This is a genomic window from Rhizobium sullae (genome assembly GCF_025200715.1).
GTDB lineage: Bacteria > Pseudomonadota > Alphaproteobacteria > Rhizobiales > Rhizobiaceae > Rhizobium > Rhizobium sullae.
In genome coordinates this window covers 142,367-163,500 of record NZ_CP104146.1, presented here as the reverse complement: position 1 = coordinate 163,500, position 21,134 = coordinate 142,367, and the positions used below count along the sequence as shown (strand labels likewise).

Annotated in this window: 18 protein-coding genes and 7 pseudogenes; 13 read left to right on the top strand and 12 right to left on the bottom strand. The window is 56.5% G+C overall.

Going from position 1 to position 21,134, the window contains the following annotated elements; translation table 11 throughout:
* Positions 1 to 6: 6 nt before the first annotated feature.
* The 4 genes from N2599_RS37220 to N2599_RS37205 form a co-directional block, all read right to left on the bottom strand.
* Positions 7 to 1,509, bottom strand: coding sequence for an ATP-binding cassette domain-containing protein (locus N2599_RS37220; RefSeq protein WP_027513737.1), 1,503 nt, complete (start codon positions 1,507 to 1,509; stop codon positions 7 to 9).
* Positions 1,506 to 2,504 (bottom strand): BMP family lipoprotein, encoded by a 999-nt coding sequence (locus tag N2599_RS37215; RefSeq protein ID WP_167333953.1) that lies wholly within the window; start codon positions 2,502 to 2,504, stop codon positions 1,506 to 1,508. The genes N2599_RS37220 and N2599_RS37215 overlap by 4 nt, the downstream gene beginning before the upstream one ends.
* Positions 2,505 to 2,709: 205 nt before the next feature.
* Complete coding sequence (locus N2599_RS37210) at positions 2,710 to 3,543, bottom strand: MurR/RpiR family transcriptional regulator (RefSeq protein WP_027513735.1); 834 nt, start codon at positions 3,541 to 3,543, stop codon at positions 2,710 to 2,712.
* Between the two features lie 93 nt (positions 3,544 to 3,636).
* Positions 3,637 to 4,341, bottom strand: coding sequence for an HAD-IIA family hydrolase (locus N2599_RS37205; protein WP_063829635.1), 705 nt, complete (start codon positions 4,339 to 4,341; stop codon positions 3,637 to 3,639).
* Between the two features lie 121 nt (positions 4,342 to 4,462).
* Between N2599_RS37205 and N2599_RS37200 the strand changes: the two genes are divergently transcribed.
* Complete coding sequence (locus N2599_RS37200; protein WP_245209335.1) at positions 4,463 to 5,344, top strand: metallophosphoesterase family protein; 882 nt, start codon at positions 4,463 to 4,465, stop codon at positions 5,342 to 5,344.
* 56 nt (positions 5,345 to 5,400) lie between these two features.
* Here N2599_RS37200 and N2599_RS37195 read toward each other — a convergent pair.
* A pseudogene (locus tag N2599_RS37195) lies at positions 5,401 to 5,995 on the bottom strand (recombinase family protein).
* A 277-nt stretch (positions 5,996 to 6,272) separates the two neighbouring features.
* Between N2599_RS37195 and N2599_RS38180 the strand changes: the two are divergent.
* From N2599_RS38180 to N2599_RS37155, 9 genes and pseudogenes are all read left to right on the top strand, one after another.
* Positions 6,273 to 6,455: a hypothetical protein gene (locus N2599_RS38180; RefSeq protein ID WP_037144238.1), complete on the top strand. Its 183-nt coding sequence runs from the start codon at positions 6,273 to 6,275 to the stop codon at positions 6,453 to 6,455.
* Positions 6,456 to 6,664: 209 nt separating this feature from the next.
* Positions 6,665 to 7,273, top strand: a complete 609-nt coding sequence (locus tag N2599_RS38120; RefSeq protein WP_375714170.1) for a dCTP deaminase — start codon at positions 6,665 to 6,667, stop codon at positions 7,271 to 7,273.
* Positions 7,257 to 7,808 carry a dCTP deaminase gene (gene dcd / locus N2599_RS37185; RefSeq protein ID WP_027513732.1) on the top strand — a complete coding sequence of 184 codons (552 nt, stop codon included), beginning with the start codon at positions 7,257 to 7,259 and terminating at the stop codon, positions 7,806 to 7,808. Before N2599_RS38120 ends, dcd begins: the two co-directional genes overlap by 17 nt.
* An 85-nt stretch (positions 7,809 to 7,893) precedes the next feature.
* On the top strand, positions 7,894 to 8,748 hold the full coding sequence (locus tag N2599_RS37180) for a class I SAM-dependent methyltransferase (protein WP_027513731.1): 855 nt from the start codon (positions 7,894 to 7,896) through the stop codon (positions 8,746 to 8,748).
* Complete coding sequence (locus tag N2599_RS37175) at positions 8,748 to 9,776, top strand: hypothetical protein (protein ID WP_051336853.1); 1,029 nt, start codon at positions 8,748 to 8,750, stop codon at positions 9,774 to 9,776. The genes N2599_RS37180 and N2599_RS37175 overlap by 1 nt, the downstream gene beginning before the upstream one ends.
* Before the next feature lies 1 nt (position 9,777).
* On the top strand, positions 9,778 to 10,269 hold the full coding sequence (locus N2599_RS37170; protein ID WP_167333952.1) for an NUDIX hydrolase: 492 nt from the start codon (positions 9,778 to 9,780) through the stop codon (positions 10,267 to 10,269).
* Between the two features lie 102 nt (positions 10,270 to 10,371).
* A pseudogene (locus N2599_RS37165) lies at positions 10,372 to 10,632 on the top strand (transposase); the annotation flags it as partial.
* Positions 10,633 to 10,700: 68 nt separating this feature from the next.
* A protein-coding gene (locus N2599_RS37160; RefSeq protein ID WP_260308669.1) for an IS3 family transposase occupies positions 10,701 to 11,890 on the top strand; the annotation gives its coding sequence in 2 pieces (ribosomal slippage) (positions 10,701 to 10,953 and positions 10,953 to 11,890; 1,191 coding nt in all).
* A 21-nt stretch (positions 11,891 to 11,911) separates the two neighbouring features.
* A pseudogene (locus N2599_RS37155) lies at positions 11,912 to 12,505 on the top strand (IS5 family transposase); the annotation flags it as partial.
* A gap of 256 nt (positions 12,506 to 12,761) precedes the next feature.
* On the opposite strand, the gene N2599_RS37150 reads toward N2599_RS37155, so the two are convergent.
* The 7 genes and pseudogenes from N2599_RS37150 to N2599_RS37120 form a co-directional block, all read right to left on the bottom strand.
* A complete protein-coding gene (locus N2599_RS37150) occupies positions 12,762 to 12,941 on the bottom strand; it encodes a hypothetical protein (RefSeq protein ID WP_244564774.1) in 180 nt (59 codons plus the stop codon).
* Positions 12,938 to 13,927, bottom strand: coding sequence for an IS701 family transposase (locus N2599_RS37145; RefSeq protein ID WP_260308668.1), 990 nt, complete (start codon positions 13,925 to 13,927; stop codon positions 12,938 to 12,940). The genes N2599_RS37150 and N2599_RS37145 overlap by 4 nt, the downstream gene beginning before the upstream one ends.
* A gap of 88 nt (positions 13,928 to 14,015) precedes the next feature.
* Entirely contained in the window at positions 14,016 to 15,290 is a 1,275-nt protein-coding gene (locus tag N2599_RS37140) for a metallophosphoesterase family protein (protein WP_156915393.1), read from the bottom strand.
* A 276-nt stretch (positions 15,291 to 15,566) separates the two neighbouring features.
* Positions 15,567 to 15,698 carry a hypothetical protein gene (locus N2599_RS37135; RefSeq protein ID WP_260308667.1) on the bottom strand — a complete coding sequence of 44 codons (132 nt, stop codon included), beginning with the start codon at positions 15,696 to 15,698 and terminating at the stop codon, positions 15,567 to 15,569.
* A gap of 557 nt (positions 15,699 to 16,255) precedes the next feature.
* A pseudogene (locus N2599_RS37130) lies at positions 16,256 to 17,006 on the bottom strand (IS6 family transposase).
* A 5-nt stretch (positions 17,007 to 17,011) separates the two neighbouring features.
* Positions 17,012 to 17,809, bottom strand: a pseudogene (locus N2599_RS37125) (glutamate synthase subunit alpha); the annotation flags it as partial.
* Positions 17,810 to 17,865: 56 nt separating this feature from the next.
* Positions 17,866 to 18,616, bottom strand: a pseudogene (locus N2599_RS37120) (IS6 family transposase).
* 8 nt (positions 18,617 to 18,624) lie between these two features.
* Here N2599_RS37120 and N2599_RS37115 point away from each other — a divergent pair.
* From N2599_RS37115 to groL, 3 genes and pseudogenes are all read left to right on the top strand, one after another.
* Positions 18,625 to 18,771: pseudogene (locus tag N2599_RS37115) on the top strand (TlpA family protein disulfide reductase); the annotation flags it as partial.
* Between the two features lie 292 nt (positions 18,772 to 19,063).
* On the top strand, positions 19,064 to 19,360 hold the full coding sequence (gene groES, locus N2599_RS37110; protein ID WP_027507824.1) for a co-chaperone GroES: 297 nt from the start codon (positions 19,064 to 19,066) through the stop codon (positions 19,358 to 19,360).
* Between the two features lie 55 nt (positions 19,361 to 19,415).
* Positions 19,416 to 21,053 (top strand): chaperonin GroEL, encoded by a 1,638-nt coding sequence (groL, locus tag N2599_RS37105; RefSeq protein WP_260308657.1) that lies wholly within the window; start codon positions 19,416 to 19,418, stop codon positions 21,051 to 21,053.
* Positions 21,054 to 21,134 lie beyond the last annotated feature (81 nt).

The window sequence follows — 21,134 nt, the reverse complement described above, 5'->3', positions numbered from 1 at the left end:
CTCCCGTCACGACACACCTGCCTTCGAGGCAGTGCCGAGACCGCCCATCAGTTCCCCTAGACGCTCAATTGACAACTCGCCGCCTGGCCAGCTTGGGCCGAGCTGGTAATTGTATATGACATGCGCGCGGTCGCTAAGTTCGATCAATTCCTCAAGGTCGCTCGTCAGCAACAACACGGCCCCCCCTTTGGCAGCGAACCGCTTCAACCGGTCACGGATAGCTATGGACGCTGCAAAATCGACTCCGCGTGTCGGCTCATGGGCGACAAGTACCAAAGCACCGTCCAGCTCGCGTGCCACGACCAGACGCTGCAAGTTGCCCCCGCTGAGCTCTCCGGCAAGTTGGTGTGGCCCGCTTGCGACGACCCCAGCTTCCTCAATCAGTTTCTGGGTTGCTTCTTCAGCGAACTGCCGCCGGACGAAGCCCCATTTGTTGCGAAAGCGGTCCGGAACCATTGCGGTCAAGACGGTATCGACAAGAGAAGCGCTCGTCGCACTTCCGGCAGCTTTGACGTTGGAAGGGATCAGACGCAGGCCAAGCCGACGCCGCTCCCAATTCGTTGCCGCAGTCATGTCGGCCCCGTCAAAAAGTACCGGCTGGTAGCGTTCGTCGGAATCAATGCCGGCGAGTGTCGCAAACAACTCATCTTGGCCGTTCCCTGCCACGCCCGCAATCCCGACGATTTCGCCGGCCGCTACCAGCAATCTACCGTTTGCGGCTATGAGGCGGGTTTGGCAATCTCCTTCGAAGCGTGGTGGTCTCAATTCGACTGCCTTAGCCTCCGACGTTGGTAGCCCCACGCCGGTCATGCTCTGCCCTATTATGGAAAGGTCGAAAGGTTTGCGCTCAAACCAGGCGACCGAACGTCCTTTGCGCAAGACAACAACCTCGTCGCAATGGGCGGCTACTTCCCGCAGCTTATGGCTGATGAAGACTGTGCTGACGCCCGTCTCCGCCAAACCTTGAATGATGGCGAACAAGCCATCCACTTCGTCGGGAGCCAAATAGGTTGTCGGCTCATCGAGAAGCAGGATGTCCGCACCACGAAGCAGTGCACCCAAGAGCTCTGCTCGCTGTTGAAGCCCTGGGGCCAGCGTCCCCGCCGGACACTCTAAAGGTACGTTCAAACCTGTCTGGTCCATCAACTCAACGACGCGTCGTCGTCGTTCACGCCAGTCGATACCTTTGAGCCCCAAAATGTTCCTGCCGCGCGCATGCTCAGCGCCAAAGACAATGTTTTCAAGCACGGTGAGGTCAGGAGCGATGGACAGCTGCTGACGAACGAGGGCAACGGTTCCATTCACCGCTACCAGTCCCTCGTCAGGCGTCAGCTCACCTGCGATCACCCTGACCAAGGTACTCTTGCCGGCGCCGTTTTCTCCCACCAGAGCCAAAATCCGACCGCGTGCAATGCGCAGATCAGCATTATCGAGCGCACGCAGGGAACCGAAGGACAAGCGCAACTGCTGACAGTCAACTGCTGCGCTCGCGGATGCTGCGTTTTTCATGAACGGGGAACCGTCACTTTGCCGCTCACAATATCGTCAAACGCCTTTTTACCTCCATCGATGACCTTTTGCGGCAAGTCGAAATCTTCAGACCCGTTATCGGTGACAAAGGGGATGCTGAACACGCCGTCCCTGAGGCCGAGTGCCTTCGACGCGGTTTCATGGGTGTCTTCCACATATTGCTTGAGGATCGCGTAATTGGTCTGATCCTCTGCCGAGGCAACTACGAAGCCGAGCGCAGGCTTGCGAGGCATTGCATTACTATAGTCCGTGAGGTCGGAGGCGATGGTCTTGTAGCCGTGCTGCTCGCCCAGGAAGTACACCTGCAGGTTCGAGCCCGCGGCAGGGAAGATGAGAGTCGCCCCCTTGCTGGCCTGTGACAAGGCAACGGCGCCTGTCTTGGCCGGATCCATGAAGCTTCCTACCGAATTGACGAGCACGGTAATGTCCGGGTCGACAGATTTGGCGCCTGCGATGAATCCTGCACTGAACGCCTTGAGCGGCGGGGAATCGTCGCCGGTAATGATCCCGATGGGCTTGCCGTCCGACATTGTGGCCGCCATCGCGCCAGCGACATAGGTGCCTTCTTGGTTGGCCTGCGCGTACGATGTCACATTAGGCCCGGTGGCGACACCGCCTTCGATGAAAAACCGCTGTTTAGGATAATCGCGGGCAACTTGCGTCAAGATTTCCCCGGAAGCAAAAAAAGCCGTGCCGATAGCCAGATAGCATCCTTTCGAAGCCGCAGCTCGGAGGTTGTCGCCAAGGCCGGACAAACCGGTGCCGTCGATGATGTCTATAGTGATTCCGAAGTCTGCCTCGGCCCGCTCGAGTCCCTTCACAATGGTCTGCTCGGCGGTATTGCCGGCAAGCGGCTCCTGAAAGACATAGGCATAGCCACAATTGTCCCCCAAAGCCTCCTGGGCCATTGCGCCCGTGTTGCCGGATAAAAGCACTGCTGCGACTGCAGCTCCCAGCACCCAGCGGCGCTTCAAATATATGTTCCTGCCATTGGACATTTCCTTCCTCCGAAGTTGCACATTTCCGGTTCGAGCCTTTACGCAGACCGTCATTATCTTCTTAGCAATCAAAGATGACAGTGCGATGAAAATATCTCACTGATTACGGCGAATTCACATGAGACTATCTCAGTCAGGATCGCAATAAGAGAAGTGTCTGATGGAATAGACTAGCAGCCGGCTACGCTCTTTTGATCGATAGGACGTCGAACGTTTTGTTAATCGTCGCGATCGCCTTCTCATAGCTTGCCAGCGCGAGACATGAGATCAACGCATCAACGATGGCGAGTTGTGCGATCCGGCTCGTCATGGCTTCAGTTCGAAAGCCGGTTTCCTTCGCCATGGTCTGAAGAATTATGTCGCAATACGCCTGGATAGGCGACTTGCCGAAGTTTGTGATGCAGATCGTCGTCGCGCCCGCTTCCTTCGCGAGCCGTGTGGCTGCGATCGTCTCATGTGTGCTACCGGAATGCGAAACAGTGATTGTTGCGACATTCGGGCCCGTAAGCGAGGCGCTGATAGCCTGTACGTGCGAATCAAGCACGACCTTGGACTCAATCCCGATCCGCAACAGACGGTAGTTTGCATCCTCGGCAATGGGCGCTGCACTGCCGATCCCGTAGACTTCGACGCGATCGGCGTTAAGAATGGCGGTGACGGCGCGGGACATCTGATTGGTATCAACGACGTTCAATGTGTCCTGCAGCGCTTGCAAGTTTGCCCGGAAGATTTTCTCGATCACGGTGGGAACATCATCTTCCCGCGTCAAATCCTCCTGGATGAACTGGACCGGCTGAACCAGATCCCGCGCCAAAGCGATCTTGAGCTGCTGAAATCCGCGTGCTCCCAATTGCTGGCAAAGGGCAACGACGCTGCCTTCGCTTGCTTCGGCCCTCTCGGCAAGTTCGGTGACCGACATGTGGACTACCTCGACGGCGTGGTTGCTGATGTAGTCGGCGATGCGGCGGGCGGTCGGCGGCAGACTTGAACAGCTGGCATCGATTCGCGCCAACATCCCGTTGAGCGATGACGGCGACACGACATTCACTTCGGACTTGAAAGACTTTTTGCTGGAGGCTGGTTTTCGCATCGTTAACGATCCTAAAGGCTAGGCTGCTTTCAGCAAATTCGCGCATGCAGCGGAATTAACGTCGATATATTCAATGCCCAAGCGTTCTGCACCGACCCCATCGGTTAGCAGATTGTCACCAATCATGACGGCGTCCGCAGGACGAATGCCGAGGCGATTAAGCGCCCGCTCAAACAGGTACGGCTCGGGCTTGCCGATCACCCTGTATGGAACGTCGCCAGCGCATGCAAGAACCGCCGCCAGCAGCGCTCCTGTTTCAGGAACGACGTCTCCGTCTTGTCCGGGATGGGTCACATCCGGATTGGCGACGATCAGCTCGGCGCCGCTGCGAACCGCATTGCTGGCTGCCGCGAGCTTCGCATATGTGAAGTTTCGATCGCGGGCGAGGAGAACAATTTCGGGATCGTGGCCGACGAAATGCAGCCCAAGGTCTTGCCCATATTGCGAGAGCATGGTGCTTCCGACGAGCATCACCCGCGCATCAGGCCGTTCTTTGGCAATGCTTTCCAGTGCGGCGGCTCCGGCAAGCAGGATGTGCTCGGGCGAGATGGATAACCCTAACCCACACAACCTATTCGCTAGGTGCACGGGAGTGTGCTCTGAATCATTCGAAACAAGTGCAAAATGATCGAACCGGGCCAACAGCTCCTTGGCTCCAGGTAGGAGGCCTTGGCCGTTTATCAGTGTGCCATCCAAATCGATCAAACTTGCGCGTATCTGCATCTTTAAGATCCGATGTTTTTGAACAATCAACTATCCTACTTGTAAATGAGCTTACTTCAGTAATAAAGCTAATGTAGCTGAATTTTTTTCACATGACTATCGCGCAAGCCCGTAGAATCCTTTGTGGGGCAAAGCAGGCCTGGTCGCACCATCTGGCCCAAGAGGGATCCACATGACCGCCATTCGTATCGCGTTCATCAGTGACATTCACAACGGACGAGACCTGACCTCGGCGCGGGGAACGGCAGCGTTGCCCCTCCTCGAGAAGTTCGTCGCCGATGCCAACGACGCCGCTTATGATGCAATTGTCGATCTTGGCGATCGGATTTCTGATGAGAGTTCTGAGCGAGACCGGGAGCTTCTGGCGGAGGTTGCGCAACGCTTCCAACAGCTCGATGCTCCGCGGCATCATATCTGCGGCAATCACGATCTCAACTGCTTGACGCAAAGCGACAACGAAGCGCTGCTTGATGGTCCAACGAACACCCGCTCGGTGCTCGTCGGAGGGGTGCGCCTTGCATTCTGGCAACCCTCGGTCAAACTGTCGCGCCAGCACGGTCTCCGTCTCGATGACGGTGATTTGTCATCCCTGCGGGATCTCCTCAACGACGATGAGCGCCCAACCCTACTGCTGACTCACGTGCCGCTGTCGGGTCATTCGCTGAAAAGCAACTTCTACTTCGAAAACAATCCCGGCCACGCGACCTATGCTGAGATCGACGATATTCGTCAGGTCATCTCGCAGGCCCCTTGCCCCATCGCGGCGATTGCCGGCCATGTCCATTGGAATACACTGACGACGGTGGATGGCGTCCCACATCTCTCGTTGCAGTCGTTGACGGAGACCTTCACGGTCGGCGAAGCGGCGGGGGCCACTGCCATAATGGAAATCACGGACCATGCACTACATTGGACCGTGCGGGGGAAGGATCCCCTCTCGCTGACACTGCGTTGGCCGCGTACGGCTCGTTGGCGGACACCTTTGCCGCCCGTTGATGGTTGAACTCCGGAACCTCTCTCCATAGGGATCGGTAAGAGATTTTTGCTCCCCCAGACACGCTAAGACCGATCTGAACGAGAATGCTCGTCGCGAACCCGCATAATGCTCTGTCGGCTGGTCGCGAATTTTTTGGCGATCGCTGAAACGCTCAGCCCTGTCGCGAGATCGTCGCGCACACCCTGCTTCTGTTTGTCGCCCAGCGTCGAGGGCCGGCCGAGGGCTTTCCCTTCCGACTTGGCGCGCTTGAGACCGGCGTGCGTTCGTTCGATCAGCAGATCCCGCTTGAATTGGGCGACGGCGTTGAGCACGTTCATGGTCATCGTCCCGGCCGAGCTGGTGAGATCTGCCCCGCCGAGCGCGAGGCAATAGACCCTCACGCCCATTTCGGCTAGCGCCCTGACTGTGGTGCTGACGTCGATCTCGTCGAGACCGAGGCGGTCTAGCTTGGTCACGATCGAAATATCGCCGGACTCGTCCATGAGCCGGAAAAGGCCGCGGCGCTGCGCGATGGCGGTGCTGCCGGAGACCCTCTCGGTGACGATCCGGCGGGGTTCGACCTGAACGCCGGCGGCTTTCCTGAATCTGGTTCTCGGTAGTCTGTCCCGTCGTCTGTCCATAAGCGAAGACGAAAAGCTCCGGCGAGAGCGGGCCGATGAGGCAACTGGGCTTTCTTGCAGAAAATGAGTGATATGAGGCCAATGAAAGACCCGAGCCGGAAGGAGGCGTCGGGGGTTTTGAACTTGATCAGTCCTGGGAGGAGGGCGAGCGCTCATGCTTTGCGCCATGCGCAGGGCTGCGATGTTACCCAGGGCACTACTCGAGGGTTGATTCCGCTCTTATTTAAGCTTCAGCATAACGACGTTCTCGCCGATGCGCTCAACATCGACGAGGCCGGAAGCTTCGGCTATGTCTGGGTTGTCACGCACCGGCAATGACCGCGTCCGATGCGGCATGTTGGTGCGCTTGCGAAACGGTTCCAGCGCTCACGAGCAACGACCGGAGCGCCACGCGCAAGACGATGATCGTGGCGCTTGCCCGCAAACTGCTGATCGCCCTGTGGCGCCTCGTCACCACGGGCGAGGTGCCTGAGCGTGTAGTGTTGAGTCCGGCGTGATGCACGCGGAACGACCTCGCACCCACGGCCCAAGCAAATTGGAGCTCCCTCTGAGGGTCTGCCGATGATGATCCCAGGTGGCGGTCACCCGCGTTTCCCGTTGGCCCGGAAACCATTGTAGGAAGCCTGACAAAATTGTTCCCCAGTAAACAGGCAGAAGCGGACGCGAAAACCCAACGTTTTGAAACTGAACTGCTTTCTGGGGTGGCATGGTTCTTGCTCCCCTCACTGTAGAGGTGGTCCGCACGAGCGACGCTTACAAGTGTGTACATGGCATTAATCAGTGGGTATTGATCATGATTTTGACGGGTTCGAAAATTGTGAAGGAAGTTAAATGCGGCAACATAGTGATCGAGCCGTTCCGCTATGAATGTATCAATCCAAATAGCTACAATTATCATCTCTCTGATAAAATCATCGAAGTTTCTAACTTTGGAGATCACGAAGACGAACACCTGACGATTAGCTCTGATGGGATCATACTACGACCTGATCGATTCTACCTTGGTAGCACCCACGAAACACTGGGAAGCGCGAGGTATGCTATGTCGCTAATTGGACGCAGTTCAATAGGTCGTTTAGGCTTATTTCTCCAAGCGTCCGCTAATCTTGGCCATACGGGTTCTTGCCACAAATGGACGCTGGAACTCAAATCCTGCCTTCCGATTAAAGTCTATCCAGGGATGACAATCGGTCAAGTTTCATTTTGGCGGAACGCAGGGGATGTTAGCCCATACTCTGGCGTATACGCCTGCAATTCCAATCCGTTTCCGTCGACAATAAACGAAGGAGAGCCGGTAGATGATCCTCACTGGTGATCTCATTGAACGGAGCGTCTCTAGCGGCAAGATCACGATCGATCCGTTTTCGCGGGACCACATCACAACGAATTCCTACGATGTTACGTTGGGTAATACATTTATCCGCTACGTTGATGGCCTCATCGATGTTGCTGTCAAGCCGAAAACACAGGAGATCAGGGTCTCCGCTGGTGAAATATTGGTTATGGAAAAGGGCGATTTTCTGCTTGGTCATACTCGCGAGAAAGTCGGAAGCCGACATTTTGTACCAGTACTTCACGCTCGTTCAGGCATCGCGAGGTTGGGCTTGTTCGTACACGTTACAGCTGATCTCATAGACCTCGGTTCAGTTGGACAGCTCACATTTCAGCTTTTTGCGACACGAAGCGTCGCAATAACCCCGAACATGCGAATTGGCCAGGTTTCCTTCTGGAAGCCCTATGGTCGCCGGACATTTTACAGCGGAAAATACCAAGGCAGCGTTGGGCCACAAGTATCAAAAATACAGCAGGACTTTGAAAAAGCGTTAGGTCAGGAAACGACTTGCGAATAGGATATTAGATGCCAAAAATCTTCGCCACACTAGACAGTAATTATGCTTCTTCTCAACATAAAACGTCTGCACATGGAGAAAGATTATGATAAATTTTGGACACGAATACATCAAGGGCCATTTCGGAAGCAATCTTGCTCTTGGAACACAACAAACTATTCAAAACCAATTCCGCTTCAACCCACGGCCGCTCATCGATCACATAATCGACTGCCTTGCCTTGTCCGGAACAGAGAAATTGCTCGACATGGGCTGCGGCAACGGGTTCATTCTTCGAGACGTTGTCACTCGCTTACGCAACGGTGGCAGCGTCACCGCCATAGACATTGCTCCAGCAATGCTCAAACTAGCCCAGGCCAACGTCAATACGGCCTGGGTTCCTGTCCAATTTGTCGAAGACGATGTTACCAAACTCGACCCTGAGAAGTATGGACAGTTTGACCGCGTCATGGTCAATTTCCTCTTTCACTACATCACCGATCCCGAAGCTCTTATTGGAAAACTGCGACGGCTAGTGCGCCTCGGAGGGAAATTAACTGTTGCTATCGAAGCGCATAACTCAATGTCGAAGATGTACTCCCTACACTTTGATGGCATGCAGAAGGCAGGCTTTCCAACAGAATTCATCAACGCGCTTCCAAAAGGTCGTCGTGGAAAGATGGTACTAGAAAATGCTGAACGTTATCTGGCGGCCTCGTTTGATCACGTCGAAGAGGTTCCTTACATCGATAAGCTCGTTTTCCCCGCAGTCGACGATTACATGAGGTTTTACTCCGACGGACACGGCTATTGTGGCGTAAAATCAAACGCTGGTGACTGGTTAACTGACGAAATGACCACTTCGCTCATAAGTTTCGTACGAAGCTCTGTTGAAGCAGATATCGCAAAAACGGGAGCATTTGTGCTTGAAAAGAAAAACTCGGTGTTCGTATGTTCATAATGAATAAACAACCGCTACTCATTGCTCTCACAGGCTTACCCGGAGCGGGAAAATCCACCTCCGCTAAAGTCATCGGCAGGATGATCGAAATGATGGGCAGGAAAGTAGCCCAATGCTCTATTGGCAAGCCTCTATACGACGTTCAACGCCAGGCTTACGCGCGAATGGGCACCGAACTCGAAATCGGGCAGCAAGACGGCGAACTCCTGAATTTTTTCGGCGCGCACATTCGAAAAATCCGGCCCCCGTTTATGATGGAGGATTTTGCTCGGAGATGTAGATATCTTTATTTGTTGGGCCACGACACAATTGTATGCGACGACGCGCGACCTATTGACCTCCAAAGACTCCAGTTGCTTGGGTTCAAAATTGTAGAGATCAAGGCGCCAGACGACTTGAGGCGTGCGAGAAAACTTTCGAGAGCGGACGCCACGATTGGCGACGATCAACACATTACGGAAAAGGGCGAAGTGTCGATTCACGCAAGCGTACATGTCGTCAATGACAAAGGCTTCGATGATCTCGACAACATGCTACGTGAAGTGGTGGTCAAGTGGAGCAGTCAACCCGCGACAAGCAAGGATCAAATTGAATGGATTACGGATAGAGATGCAGCCATTCACGATTTGGTTGGTGAAGCCACGGCGTATATTTCTGAAAGGTATGTCGAGGAACGCCACCAAATTGGAGCAGCTGTACTCTGCCAAGACGGGTCGATCACCTTCGGCCTCCATCTCGAGGCTGGAGTAGGGCGTGCCTCGATCTGCGCAGAAGCGATGGCCCTTGGACGTGCGCTCGAACTTAAGCACACGACTCCCCAACTTATAGTAGCAGTCCGTCATCCCAAACCGAGCGAAGAGGGTAACCCACGCGTCGTTCCTCCTTGCGGGCTCTGCCGGGAGCTCTTACTCGATTACAATCTGAAAATGAAGGCAATTCTGCACAATGGCCTGTCCCATTCCATAGTAGAAGTAGCAAGCCTACTACCTGCGAAATATGTTCCATCTAAATGGAAACAAGCTACATAGCATGAAAGAAGAACTCTCTATTCCGAATGTATATGGCCTTGTCTATAAACATGGTTCCAACAAAACACAAATTCTGCTTCAAGAGAGGTGGAAGCCGCAATCGGATAAACAAAACTCGGGAAAAATAGAGCTTCCCGGGGGGAAACTCCGGGCATTTGAGGCAGTAACAGATTGCTTAACCCGTGAGGTACAAGAAGAAACGGGAATTAAATTAACACGTATCCTGGATAAGAGTTTTAGATTTGACATCAGCAGCAAAGATGCGGTTTTAACCGTCTATCCAACAATTGTGTCTCAGTACGTGGTTGGTCCATATCCATCTCTTCTCTTGGTGATCTCATGCGAGGGAGAGGGAACACCCAAATCATTTGGGGACGGAACAAAAAATGCCAAGTGGTGGAACGTTACCGAGGCTCTTGCGACTGCATCCTCTAACCCTGATTTGATAACGCCGCTGACGTTGGGCGTTTTTCGAAGTCAATTAACCGTCTGAGTATCTGCAGCCTTTGGGGTAGCCCTTTTCTGTTCTCCCCGCATCTTAGAGACTGCCTCAAAAAGAAGTGGGTGATTTCAATAGGTTGTGGTTCCGTCGGATTTGCAAAGATTCGATGGAGCTCACGATGGCCTGACTGAAATCACCCGTCGGCACTATGCCCGGCGCGCGACCCGTTATGCAAGCGATCTGACGGATCGTGAATGGAGCCTGGTGCAGCCCTTTCTGCCAGCGGCGCGACGTGTCGGGCGTCCCCGCACCACAGATTTGCGAGAGGTGTTGAACGCGCTGCTCTACATCGCCTCGACGGGTTGCCAGTGGCGTATGCTGCCGAAGGATTTCCCGCCCTGTTCAACCGTTCAGCGTTTGACCTGCCACTGCGAATTTCCTCCAGAATGGATTAGAGTTCCGGCCTATTAAGGGACGGACGCATGAAGAAGCAGAGATTTTCGGAAGAGCAGATTATTGCCGTGCTGAAGGAGCAAGAGGCTGGCGCGAAGGCAGCCGACCTCTGCCGCAAACACGGGATTTCAGAAGCAACGTTTTATAACTGGAAGGCCAAATACGGGGGCATGGAGGTCTCTGAGGCGAAGCGGCTGAAGGCGCTTGAGGACGAGAATGCCAAGCTGAAGAAGCTGCTCGCCGAGCAGATGCTGGATGCAGCCGCTCTTCGGGAGCTTCTATCAAAAAAATGGTAGGGCCTGCCGCCAAGCGTGACGCCGTCACGCATCTGAAGACCGTCATGGGTCTTTCGGAACGGCGGGCCTGCCAGATTATATCCGCCGACCGCAAGACGATCCGCTATCGGTCCTGCCGACCGCTGGAGGTTGAATTGCGAGCGAAACTACGCGAGTTGGCCAGTGAGCGAAGACGCTTCGGCTACCGGCGGCTATTCGTCCTGCTTCGGCGGGACGGAGAGCCATCCGGCGTCAACCGCATCTACCGGCTGTATCGCGAGGAAGGTCTTTCGGTCCGCAAGCGGAAAGCCCGGCGGCGTGCTGTTGGCACCCGTGCGCCGATCCTGGTCGAAGCGAAGGCCAATGCCCGCTGGTCATTGGATTTCGTCCACGATCAGCTTGCCTGCGGCAGACGCTTCCGCGTTCTCAACGTCGTCGATGATGTGACGCGCGAATGCCTGGCGGCGATCCCGGACACATCTATCTCCGGTCGTCGTGTGGCGCGAGAACTGACAGCACTGATCGAACGGCGTGGCAAACCGGGCATGATCGTCTCCGACAACGGCACGGAATTCACGTCGAATGCCATCCTTGCCTGGTCGAAAGATCACAAGGTCGAGTGGCATTACATCGCGCCGGGCAAACCGATGCAGAACGGCTATGTCGAGAGTTTCAACGGCCGCATGCGCGACGAGTTGCTCAACGAGAGCCTGTTCTTCGGCCTCGATCATGCTCGCAGCGCCATCGCTGAATGGGCCGAAGATTATAACAATTTCCGGCCACACTCATCGCTCGGATATCAAACCCCGGCAGACTATGCCGGGTCCATCGCCGCAACCGGCTCCAACGCTGCGCAAGATGAAAGCTTCGCGTTTCCGCCGGTTGCTACCACCCCGCCACTTGGCGTATTCAAAACCGCCGGGGCTCTAACCGCCGCTGGATGAAAGATTAGTGGCAGGTCACGTTATTTCTACGAATGGAGAGCAATGGGTCTGTGGAGCCGGATCAACCATCATCTCGTGATGGAAGCACGCGAGTTGGAAGGCAAAGAGGCCAGCCCGACGGCAGGCGTCATAGACAGCCAGAGCGTGAAAACCACCGAAAGCGGCGGCATTCGGGGTTATGATGCCGGAAAAAAGATCAAGGGACGCAAACGTCACATCCTTGTCGACACGCTCGGCCTGATGGTCGGTCTCATGGTCCATAGCGCTGACATTCAGGACAGGGACGGTGCTCCGGACCTCTTGAAATCCATCCGCCAAAGATGGCCTTGGCTGCTGCATGTCTTTGCCGATGGCGGCTACGCGGGTGACAAGCTGAAAAGGCGACTGCGGAAAATCGGGCACTGGACACTGGAAATCATCAAGCGATCCGACAAGGCAAAGGGCTTCGAGGTTCTACCGCGCAGATGGGTCGTTGAACGGACCTTCGCATGGCTCGGCAGATGCAGAAGGCTGGCGAAGGACTTCGAGAAATCCGTCGCTTCCGCCGAGGCGTGGATCATGATCGCCCACATACGCCTCATCACGCGCCGTCTCTCAAGATATTGCTATCATTGACCTCTTTTCGAGTCCGACTCTTAGCTCGACTTTGTACATTATGCGGCGAAGCAAAGGGCTTGTGTCATGCGCTTGAGTCGGTTTGGTTGAATTTGAGGAACGTCCGGGTCTGGCGGGTACTGTCGATAAATGTCCTGGCCCCACAGGACCATGCGAACCGCGCCGATGGCATCGGAGAAGGTGAACTCTGTTTTCTTGTACCATGCTGCAGCATAGGGAAGAGCGCCTCGGCCAAGCATTTCGCATGCCCAGAGTGTCAGAGACTGTAGAGCGCCAGCAGCGACGGTGTCGTGCGCATGATGGCTTTGTCGTTCCACTGCCGTTGGGTTTCCACGCCAAGATGCGCACGGGTTTCGGCGAAGGTGACCTCGATCTGCCAGCGCCGAACGAAGTAGGCAATGATCTGAGCGGGCTCAAGGTTGACGTTGGTGCTCATGAACGCCTGGGGTTCACGACGGCCTGACGGGTCTCGAACGAGAACCCAGCGAATTGGTCTCGGGGGCGTTCCACGCCGATACCAGAGGCCGGTTCCTGAGGTGACATCAAGGGTTTGTCGGTTTGCTTGCCGTACCAAGAGGATGCGACGATGCGTTGCCACTCGGTCTTCGTGTCTTTGAGGAGCGTTTTCAGTTTCGGCAATGGCCTGCCTTTTTGCGCCGGTCGCCCCAGAGAATGTTCGTGCCTCTGATCCGGTGGAGCAAAGAGACTGGCATCCAGACGCAACCGCGTGATGAGAGTGGCCGTGCCGGGCAGAGCCGCAGCCAGTGTATGAACGGCAAAGCTGCTATCGCCGACAAAGATGATTTCGCGGTCCGGCAGCCAGCGGCAAAGCTGCAAGACGCCTTGCCTTGCCCAATCCGTCAGCAGCTTGTGCTTTCGGCCCTTCTTCTGATCATGACGCTCAGAGGGGCACAGGATCGTCAACACGGGCAGGGCTTTGATGCATTTGGCCCATGGGACAGGGGAAAGGACCATGAAGCTCAACCAGCGCAGGCCGCTTGCCTTGACGAAGTGCCCGTGGCTTGAGCGCACCGGGTCACGATAAATGCCACGAGCGGCGATGCGTTGGCCCCAACGCCGTTCGATTGTATCGTCCATCCCGATCACGACGGGGCCAACGCGCACGAACCTGGCAACGATGATGGATAGCAGGCGGGCCGCCAACAGGCGGGGGTTCCAGCGGGCGCGGTTTAGGAGTTGATGATAGGCGGCAAAATTGCTTGCCTCCGCACGACCGGTAATCCGCAAGCAGGCCGTCACAGTTCGCTTGCCAGGCGAAAGGAGCGCACCCATCACCAGGACCAGCAGATGCTCCCAACTCGGCGCGGTAAACCAGAAACGAAATGGCGACAGCCATTGGCGAAGGATGTGGGGGACCGCGTCTCCCGGCTCACTGCTACGATCATGTTGTTGTTCGCTCATCCATCCGTTCGAATCCGACCAAACGAAAGGTGCAAGGCCGAAACCTGCGGCGAATTGATTCACCCGAGCTGCTCAGCAGCGCCCGAAATCACAACCGATTTTGTACAAAGTCGAGCTTAGGAGGTTGAGAGCCCGGCACCAAAAATGCCGCGCGCGTATTGCCCGAGCCCGTTTGCACAGTGCCTGTCACACGCCGCACCTGTTCCAGCCCCCGCGCTGCCACGGTTTTCATTGAGCTTTGAGGCTCGCTGTCAATCCGGAGGAGAACACCGCCAGGGCCGGCCCCCGCGACAACTTCAATTTGTGCGGATGACCAATTTCCGGCCGGTTTTGCCGTCCACTGCCGGGAATCTTCTCCCGGTGAAGGGGTCAGGTTCAATACGATGCGATTATCGGAGTAATCGATAGCGCAAATCGCCGGCCCCTCGTCATGCGCGAAAATCTCAATGCTGCCCTCATCCCCATACACCCTGCTAATGTCGAACCCATATCCTCTTGCATCAGGGGGTAGCATATCCACGGACAGGTCCACCCGCCGGAAATCGGAATAACGCCAGCCATCCGCTTCCCGCGTCAATCGCCAAACTTCCCGCTCCGTCGGAGCCACACCGATCCGCTCAATACACATTCGGTCAGAGCCCAGGCCGCTGGCGAGGACGAGATGTGGACCTTCCACCTGTCCAGGCATTGCCGCCTGCGCGCCGTATTTTGTGCCGGCGCCTCCGGTGCAGACTTGCGCGAGACCGCCCTTGAGCTGCACGTCAAACGCGATGATGTGGCTACATGCATAAAGGCGGACATTGTTTTCCTGCATTATCCGCCAGGCCTTCTGACCTTCATCGGCAGGGACAATCCATTGCGGGGCGCGATCGTAGCCGTTGATTGGCCAGATTGGGTGATGGCCAACGACAACGATGGGTTTGCCTGGATCGAGCCGCGACAATGCGCTCTCGAGGCTCCGACAATCTATGCCGGCATCACCACGGCGATCGATGCGCGCGGTGTTAATGGCGACGAATTGGATACCGGCAATGGCCTCCAGCCACTCTGGGTAGCCGTTTTGTTCTTCGTATTCGAGCGCACTGTGCTCATCATACCAGACATGGTTGCTGGCTATGTGCAGTGTTCGCACCTTTTCAGAAAGGCGCCGCATCGGACCGGAATGAAACACCGCCCATTGCGAGCGCAGTTCCTCTCTTCCGCAATAGCCCATAATCTGATCACCGAGGAAAATGGCGGCGCTAATGTTGTGGTAGTCCACCAGACCCAAGGCGAGCTCAACGATTTCGGCTAAGGTGGCGGCATGATCCGGATCAGTTCCGATGCAGCTGTCGCCAAAGAACAGGATAGGTGCTTGCGACATGCTATTTCGAGCCCGTAACGTCCGGTCGTGAAAGCAGTTCGCCGACCGGTGCGGAAGCACGGCCCCCGCCGGTCGGGCAAAATCCCTGCCAGGCTGCCATCAGTAGTGGCCCGTACGGATCGGCGAGACAATCCGTCGTCGCGATATCATTTTTGAACTCCGAGTGAATTGTTCGATTCAACCCTTAGTGCGGTTCCATGAATGTATCATGAATATATTTCAAAAAAGTGGATCCATAAAATGAAATAGTCTCAAATTCGTTTGGTCGTAAGCACATCAAGCTGACGCAACGATGATGCCCGCCAGCAGATTGAAGGGCAAATGCGCGGCATGGCCAAAAGCCTTGAGCGCGACCCACAGGTTGAATCGGTCTTGCGCAACCGGAGCCGTGATCTCGGCATCACCCATATCCGGCAGGATCAGAATCTTTCCCGCGCGATCGAGCAACAGCTGAGGCAGAGCCGGAGCCTCGGATTAGAACGATAGGAGACGCCATGACGGACGAAAGCCAAAGATTCGAACCGGACGAGCAGGACGCAGGCAGCGACCCGGCCCAGGCTTTCGATGCTTTGCGGCGAGGGCGTCGCAATGATCGGCGTCTTTCATCATCCGGATGATGTTGCGGATCTCATCGACCGCGAAATCAGCCTTGCCACCGTGGCTCGCGATAATTGATCGCCAAACGCCGCAGACGACACATCTTTGGTGGACAATTTAGTAGTACGGTTGTTCCGACTGCCGATCCTCGTGACTCACGAAATGTGCCCGCTGCCGGCGGTGCAGATTGGGGCCGGAACAAGATCTGTTCCTGGTGACACGCAGCCTTTATCAACCAAAGACAGCGACTGCTGATTTGACGATGACCCCACCATCCGGACTTCTGCGCATTTGGCGGCCGGTAGCCACGCGAAAGGGCGATGTCACGTTGTTTGATCAAGGTCGGAACAAGGCGCTTATGTGAGACGTCAGGCGGTTGCGCCGGTCACGGCTTTCCACTGCGCCATTGCGCGGATCCGATGGATGTGGATGGCGAGGGCTGAGTTTTTCTGGTGCGGGGGGACGAAGAGATTTCGGAGTGCCGAAAAGATCGATATGAACCGTTGCAAGCCGCCGACGGATCGAAATCCCTGCATCATCCGCTCCCGTTTTCGAAGCGGCACGTGAGAATTCTCGGCTCGATTGTTCAGGCCCTTGTGCGATCGATGTTCGACGGCGGGCATCACCTCCCGTCTTGCAGCACCATATGAGCGCAATTTGTCGGTGACGATCCGCTTCGGCGTCAGGCCTTGCTTCTTCAGCAGCCTGACCAGCAATCGCCTGGCGGCTTGGGTATCGCGGCGGGCTTGAACGATCTCGTCGAGAACGTAACCGTCTTGGTCAACGGCACGCCAGAGCCAATGTTTGCGGCCGCCGATGGAAATCACCACCTCGTCCAGATGCCAGATATCCTTTCGCGAAGGCCTCTTTCTGCACAACTGCCTGGCATAAGCCGTTCCGAATTTGCGACCCCATCTCCGGATCGTCTCATGGGAGACGACGATACCGCGCTCCAGCAGCATCTCCTCGACCATCCTCAGGCTCAAAGGGAACCGAAAATACAGCCAGACCGCACGGGCGATGATCTGCGGTGGAAAGCGGTGGTTCTTGTAGCTTACGGCCGGACTGTTCATCCCAACCCATTATCCGACAACCGTTAAGCCGCTGACAACGTGACATCACCCTTCGATCGTGTAGTCGAAGGCCTGCTGGCGGTCGAGCAGCGACACGTCGCGGCGCAGCGCCCGCGGTTCCACCGGCTTCAGGTCTTCGAGAATGAGCTGGGTCCGGTCGAGCCAGCTGCGATAGGGATGGGCCGTTGCCAGTTGCGACTTCACCTCGTCGTCTGAGATGATACGGCCTTCTTCCATATCGATCAGCAGCATTTTGCCCGGCTGCAGGCGCCACTTCTGGATGATGATCTCTTCCGGAACCGGCAGCACGCCGGCTTCAGACGCCATGATGACGCGATCGTCATTGGTGACGAGGTAGCGCGCCGGCCGCAGTCCGTTGCGGTCGAGCGTCGCGCCGATCTGCTTGCCGTCGGTGAAGGCGACGGCAGCCGGCCCGTCCCAGGGCTCCATCAGCGCCGCATGATATTCGTAGAAGGCCTTGCGTTCGGCCGCCATCGACTGGTTGCCGGCCCAGGCTTCCGGGATCAGCATCATCACGGCATGCGCCATCGAGTAACCGCCGCGCACCAGGAATTCGAGCGCGTTGTCGAAGCAGGCCGTGTCCGACTGCCCCTCGTAGGAGATCGGCCAGAGCTTGGAGATGTCCTCGCCGAACAGCGGCGAGGAGACCGAGGCTTGGCGCGCCTTCATCCAGTTGACGTTGCCCCGCAGCGTGTTGATCTCGCCGTTATGGGCGACCATGCGATAGGGATGCGCGAGCTTCCACGACGGGAAGGTGTTGGTCGAGAAGCGCTGGTGCACCAGGGCGACCGCGCTTTCGAAACGCGGATCCGACAGGTCCTTGTAATAGAGGGGCGATGTCACGTTGTTTGATCAAGGTCGGAACAAGGCGCTTATGTGAGACGTCAGGCGGTTGCGCCGGTCACGGCTTTCCACTGCGCCATTGCGCGGATCCGATGGATGTGGATGGCGAGGGCTGAGTTTTTCTGGTGCGGGGGGACGAAGAGATTTCGGAGTGCCGAAAAGATCGATATGAACCGTTGCAAGCCGCCGACGGATCGAAATCCCTGCATCATCCGCTCCCGTTTTCGAAGCGGCACGTGAGAATTCTCGGCTCGATTGTTCAGGCCCTTGTGCGATCGATGTTCGACGGCGGGCATCACCTCCCGTCTTGCAGCACCATATGAGCGCAATTTGTCGGTGACGATCCGCTTCGGCGTCAGGCCTTGCTTCTTCAGCAGCCTGACCAGCAATCGCCTGGCGGCTTGGGTATCGCGGCGGGCTTGAACGATCTCGTCGAGAACGTAACCGTCTTGGTCAACGGCACGCCAGAGCCAATGTTTGCGGCCGCCGATGGAAATCACCACCTCGTCCAGATGCCAGATATCCTTTCGCGAAGGCCTCTTTCTGCACAACTGCCTGACATAAGCCGTTCCGAATTTGCGACCCCATCTCCGGATCGTCTCATGGGAGACGACGATACCGCGCTCCAGCAGCATCTCCTCGACCATCCTCAGGCTCAAAGGGAACCGAAAATACAGCCAGACCGCACGGGCGATGATCTGCGGTGGAAAGCGGTGGTTCTTGTAGCTTACGGCCGGACTGTTCATCCCAACCCATTACCCGACAACCGTTAAGCCGCTGACAACGTGACATCACCCCTACCACATCTGCTGCAGATCCTGGCCAACTACAAGGGCGAGAAGGTTTGTTACGGCGATGTTTGTGTTGCTCCGCAGACGAATGTTTCGAACGGTGCCACGCCGAAGGCGGAGCAGGAGAACCCGGCTGAAAGAGGAGCTCTTGAATGACCTTCTATTCCATTTGCACCAAAGCTCGGCGTCTTCTCGTTGCGAGGGGCGCTAATCGCCAGCTCAGATGAAGGACGCTTCCGCGAAGCATCGCCAAACGGGCATAAGCGGATCGTGATCGGCAAATCCCCATGCATGCGGTCGCCTGTCCCGTTGCGAATTGGCCAATGCTTGACACGCACGTCAGCGAGGCATATCTCAGCCACGGTGCTAGCACTCTCGTGTGAGGAGTGCTAGCACGTCCACCGGATCGATGAAGATCCGCACTGTCACTTGATCGAGGGATTAGACAATGGCAAGCACCAATTTCCGTCCGCTGCACGACCGCGTCGTCGTCCGCCGCGTCGAATCTGAAGAACAGACCAAGGGCGGCATCATCATTCCGGACACCGCCAAGGAAAAGCCGCAGGAAGGCGAAATCGTCGCCGTCGGTTCCGGCGCTCGCGACGAGTCCGGCAAGGTCGTCGCTCTCGACGTCAAGGCTGGCGACCGCGTTCTGTTCGGCAAGTGGTCCGGCACCGAAGTCAAGATCAACGGCGAAGATCTGCTGATCATGAAGGAAGCCGACATCATGGGCATCATCGGCTGATCCAGCCGATCGCTTTTCCCGAAATTGCTGACAACCCTATTCTGGAGTTTTCAAAATGGCAGCTAAAGAAATTAAATTCGGCCGCACCGCGCGCGAAAAGATGCTGCGCGGCGTCGATATCCTCGCTGACGCAGTCAAGGTAACGCTCGGCCCCAAGGGCCGTAACGTCATCATCGATAAGTCCTTTGGCGCTCCGCGCATCACCAAGGACGGCGTCTCGGTCGCCAAGGAAATCGAACTTGACGACAAGTTCGAGAACATGGGCGCCCAGATGGTCCGCGAAGTTGCTTCGAAGACCAACGACATCGCCGGCGACGGTACCACGACCGCGACCGTTCTGGCTGCGTCGATCATCCGCGAAGGCAACAAGGCGGTTGCCGCCGGCATGAACCCGATGGACCTTAAGCGCGGCATCGATCTTGCCGTTGCTGAAGTCGTCAAGGATCTCCAGGCCAAGGCCAAGAAGATCTCGACCTCGGAAGAAGTTGCGCAGGTCGGCACGATCTCTGCAAACGGCGACCGGCAGGTCGGTCTCGACATTGCCGAAGCCATGCAGAAGGTTGGCAACGAAGGCGTCATCACCGTCGAAGAAGCCAAGACCGCCGAAACCGAACTCGAAGTCGTCGAAGGCATGCAGTTCGACCGTGGCTACCTCAGCCCGTACTTCGTGACTAACCCGGAAAAGATGGTTGCTGACCTCGACGACGCCTACATCCTTCTGCACGAGAAGAAGCTCTCGAACCTGCAGTCGATGCTCCCGGTTCTCGAAGCTGTCGTCCAGACCGGCAAGCCGCTGCTCATCATCGCTGAAGACGTCGAAGGCGAAGCGCTTGCAACACTCGTCGTCAACAAGCTGCGCGGCGGCCTGAAGATCGCTGCCGTCAAGGCTCCGGGCTTCGGCGACCGCCGCAAGGCCATGCTCGAGGACATCGCCATCCTGACGGGCGGCACGGTGATCTCCGAAGACCTCGGCATCAAGCTCGAGTCCGTTACCCTCGACATGCTCGGTCGCACCAAGAAGGTTTCGATCTCCAAGGAAAACACCACGATCGTCGACGGCGCCGGCGCCAAGTCGGACATCGAAGGCCGCGTTGCCCAGATCAAGGCGCAGATCGAAGAAACCACCTCCGACTACGACCGCGAAAAGCTGCAGGAACGTCTTGCCAAGCTCGCCGGTGGTGTTGCCGTCATCCGCGTCGGCGGCTCGACGGAAGTCGAAGTGAAGGAAAAGAAGGACCGCATCGACGACGCCCTCAATGCGACGCGCGCTGCTGTTCAGGAAGGTATCGTCCCCGGCGGCGGCGTTGCCCTGCTCCGTTCCTCCGTCAAGATCACGTCCAAGGGTGTGAACGACGACCAGGAAGCCGGCATCAACATCGTTCGCAAGTCGCTGCAGTCGCTGGTTCGCCAGATCGCTGACAACGCTGGTGACGAAGCTTCGATCGTCGTTGGCAAGATCCTCGACAAAAATGACGACAACTACGGCTACAACGCCCAGACGAGCGAATATGGCGATATGATCGCCATGGGTATCGTCGACCCGGTCAAGGTCGTCCGCACGGCTCTGCAGAACGCAGCTTCGGTTGCTTCGTTGCTGATCACCACGGAAGCCATGATCGCCGAGCTGCCGAAGAAGGACGCTCCGGCAATGCCCGGCGGCATGGGGGGCATGGGCGGTATGGACATGATGTGATAAGGCGACAGCCTTAGCACGATCCATCCGGATCCGAAGGGCGGCTCTCGAGCCGCCCTTTTATTACTCAACAAAAGACGT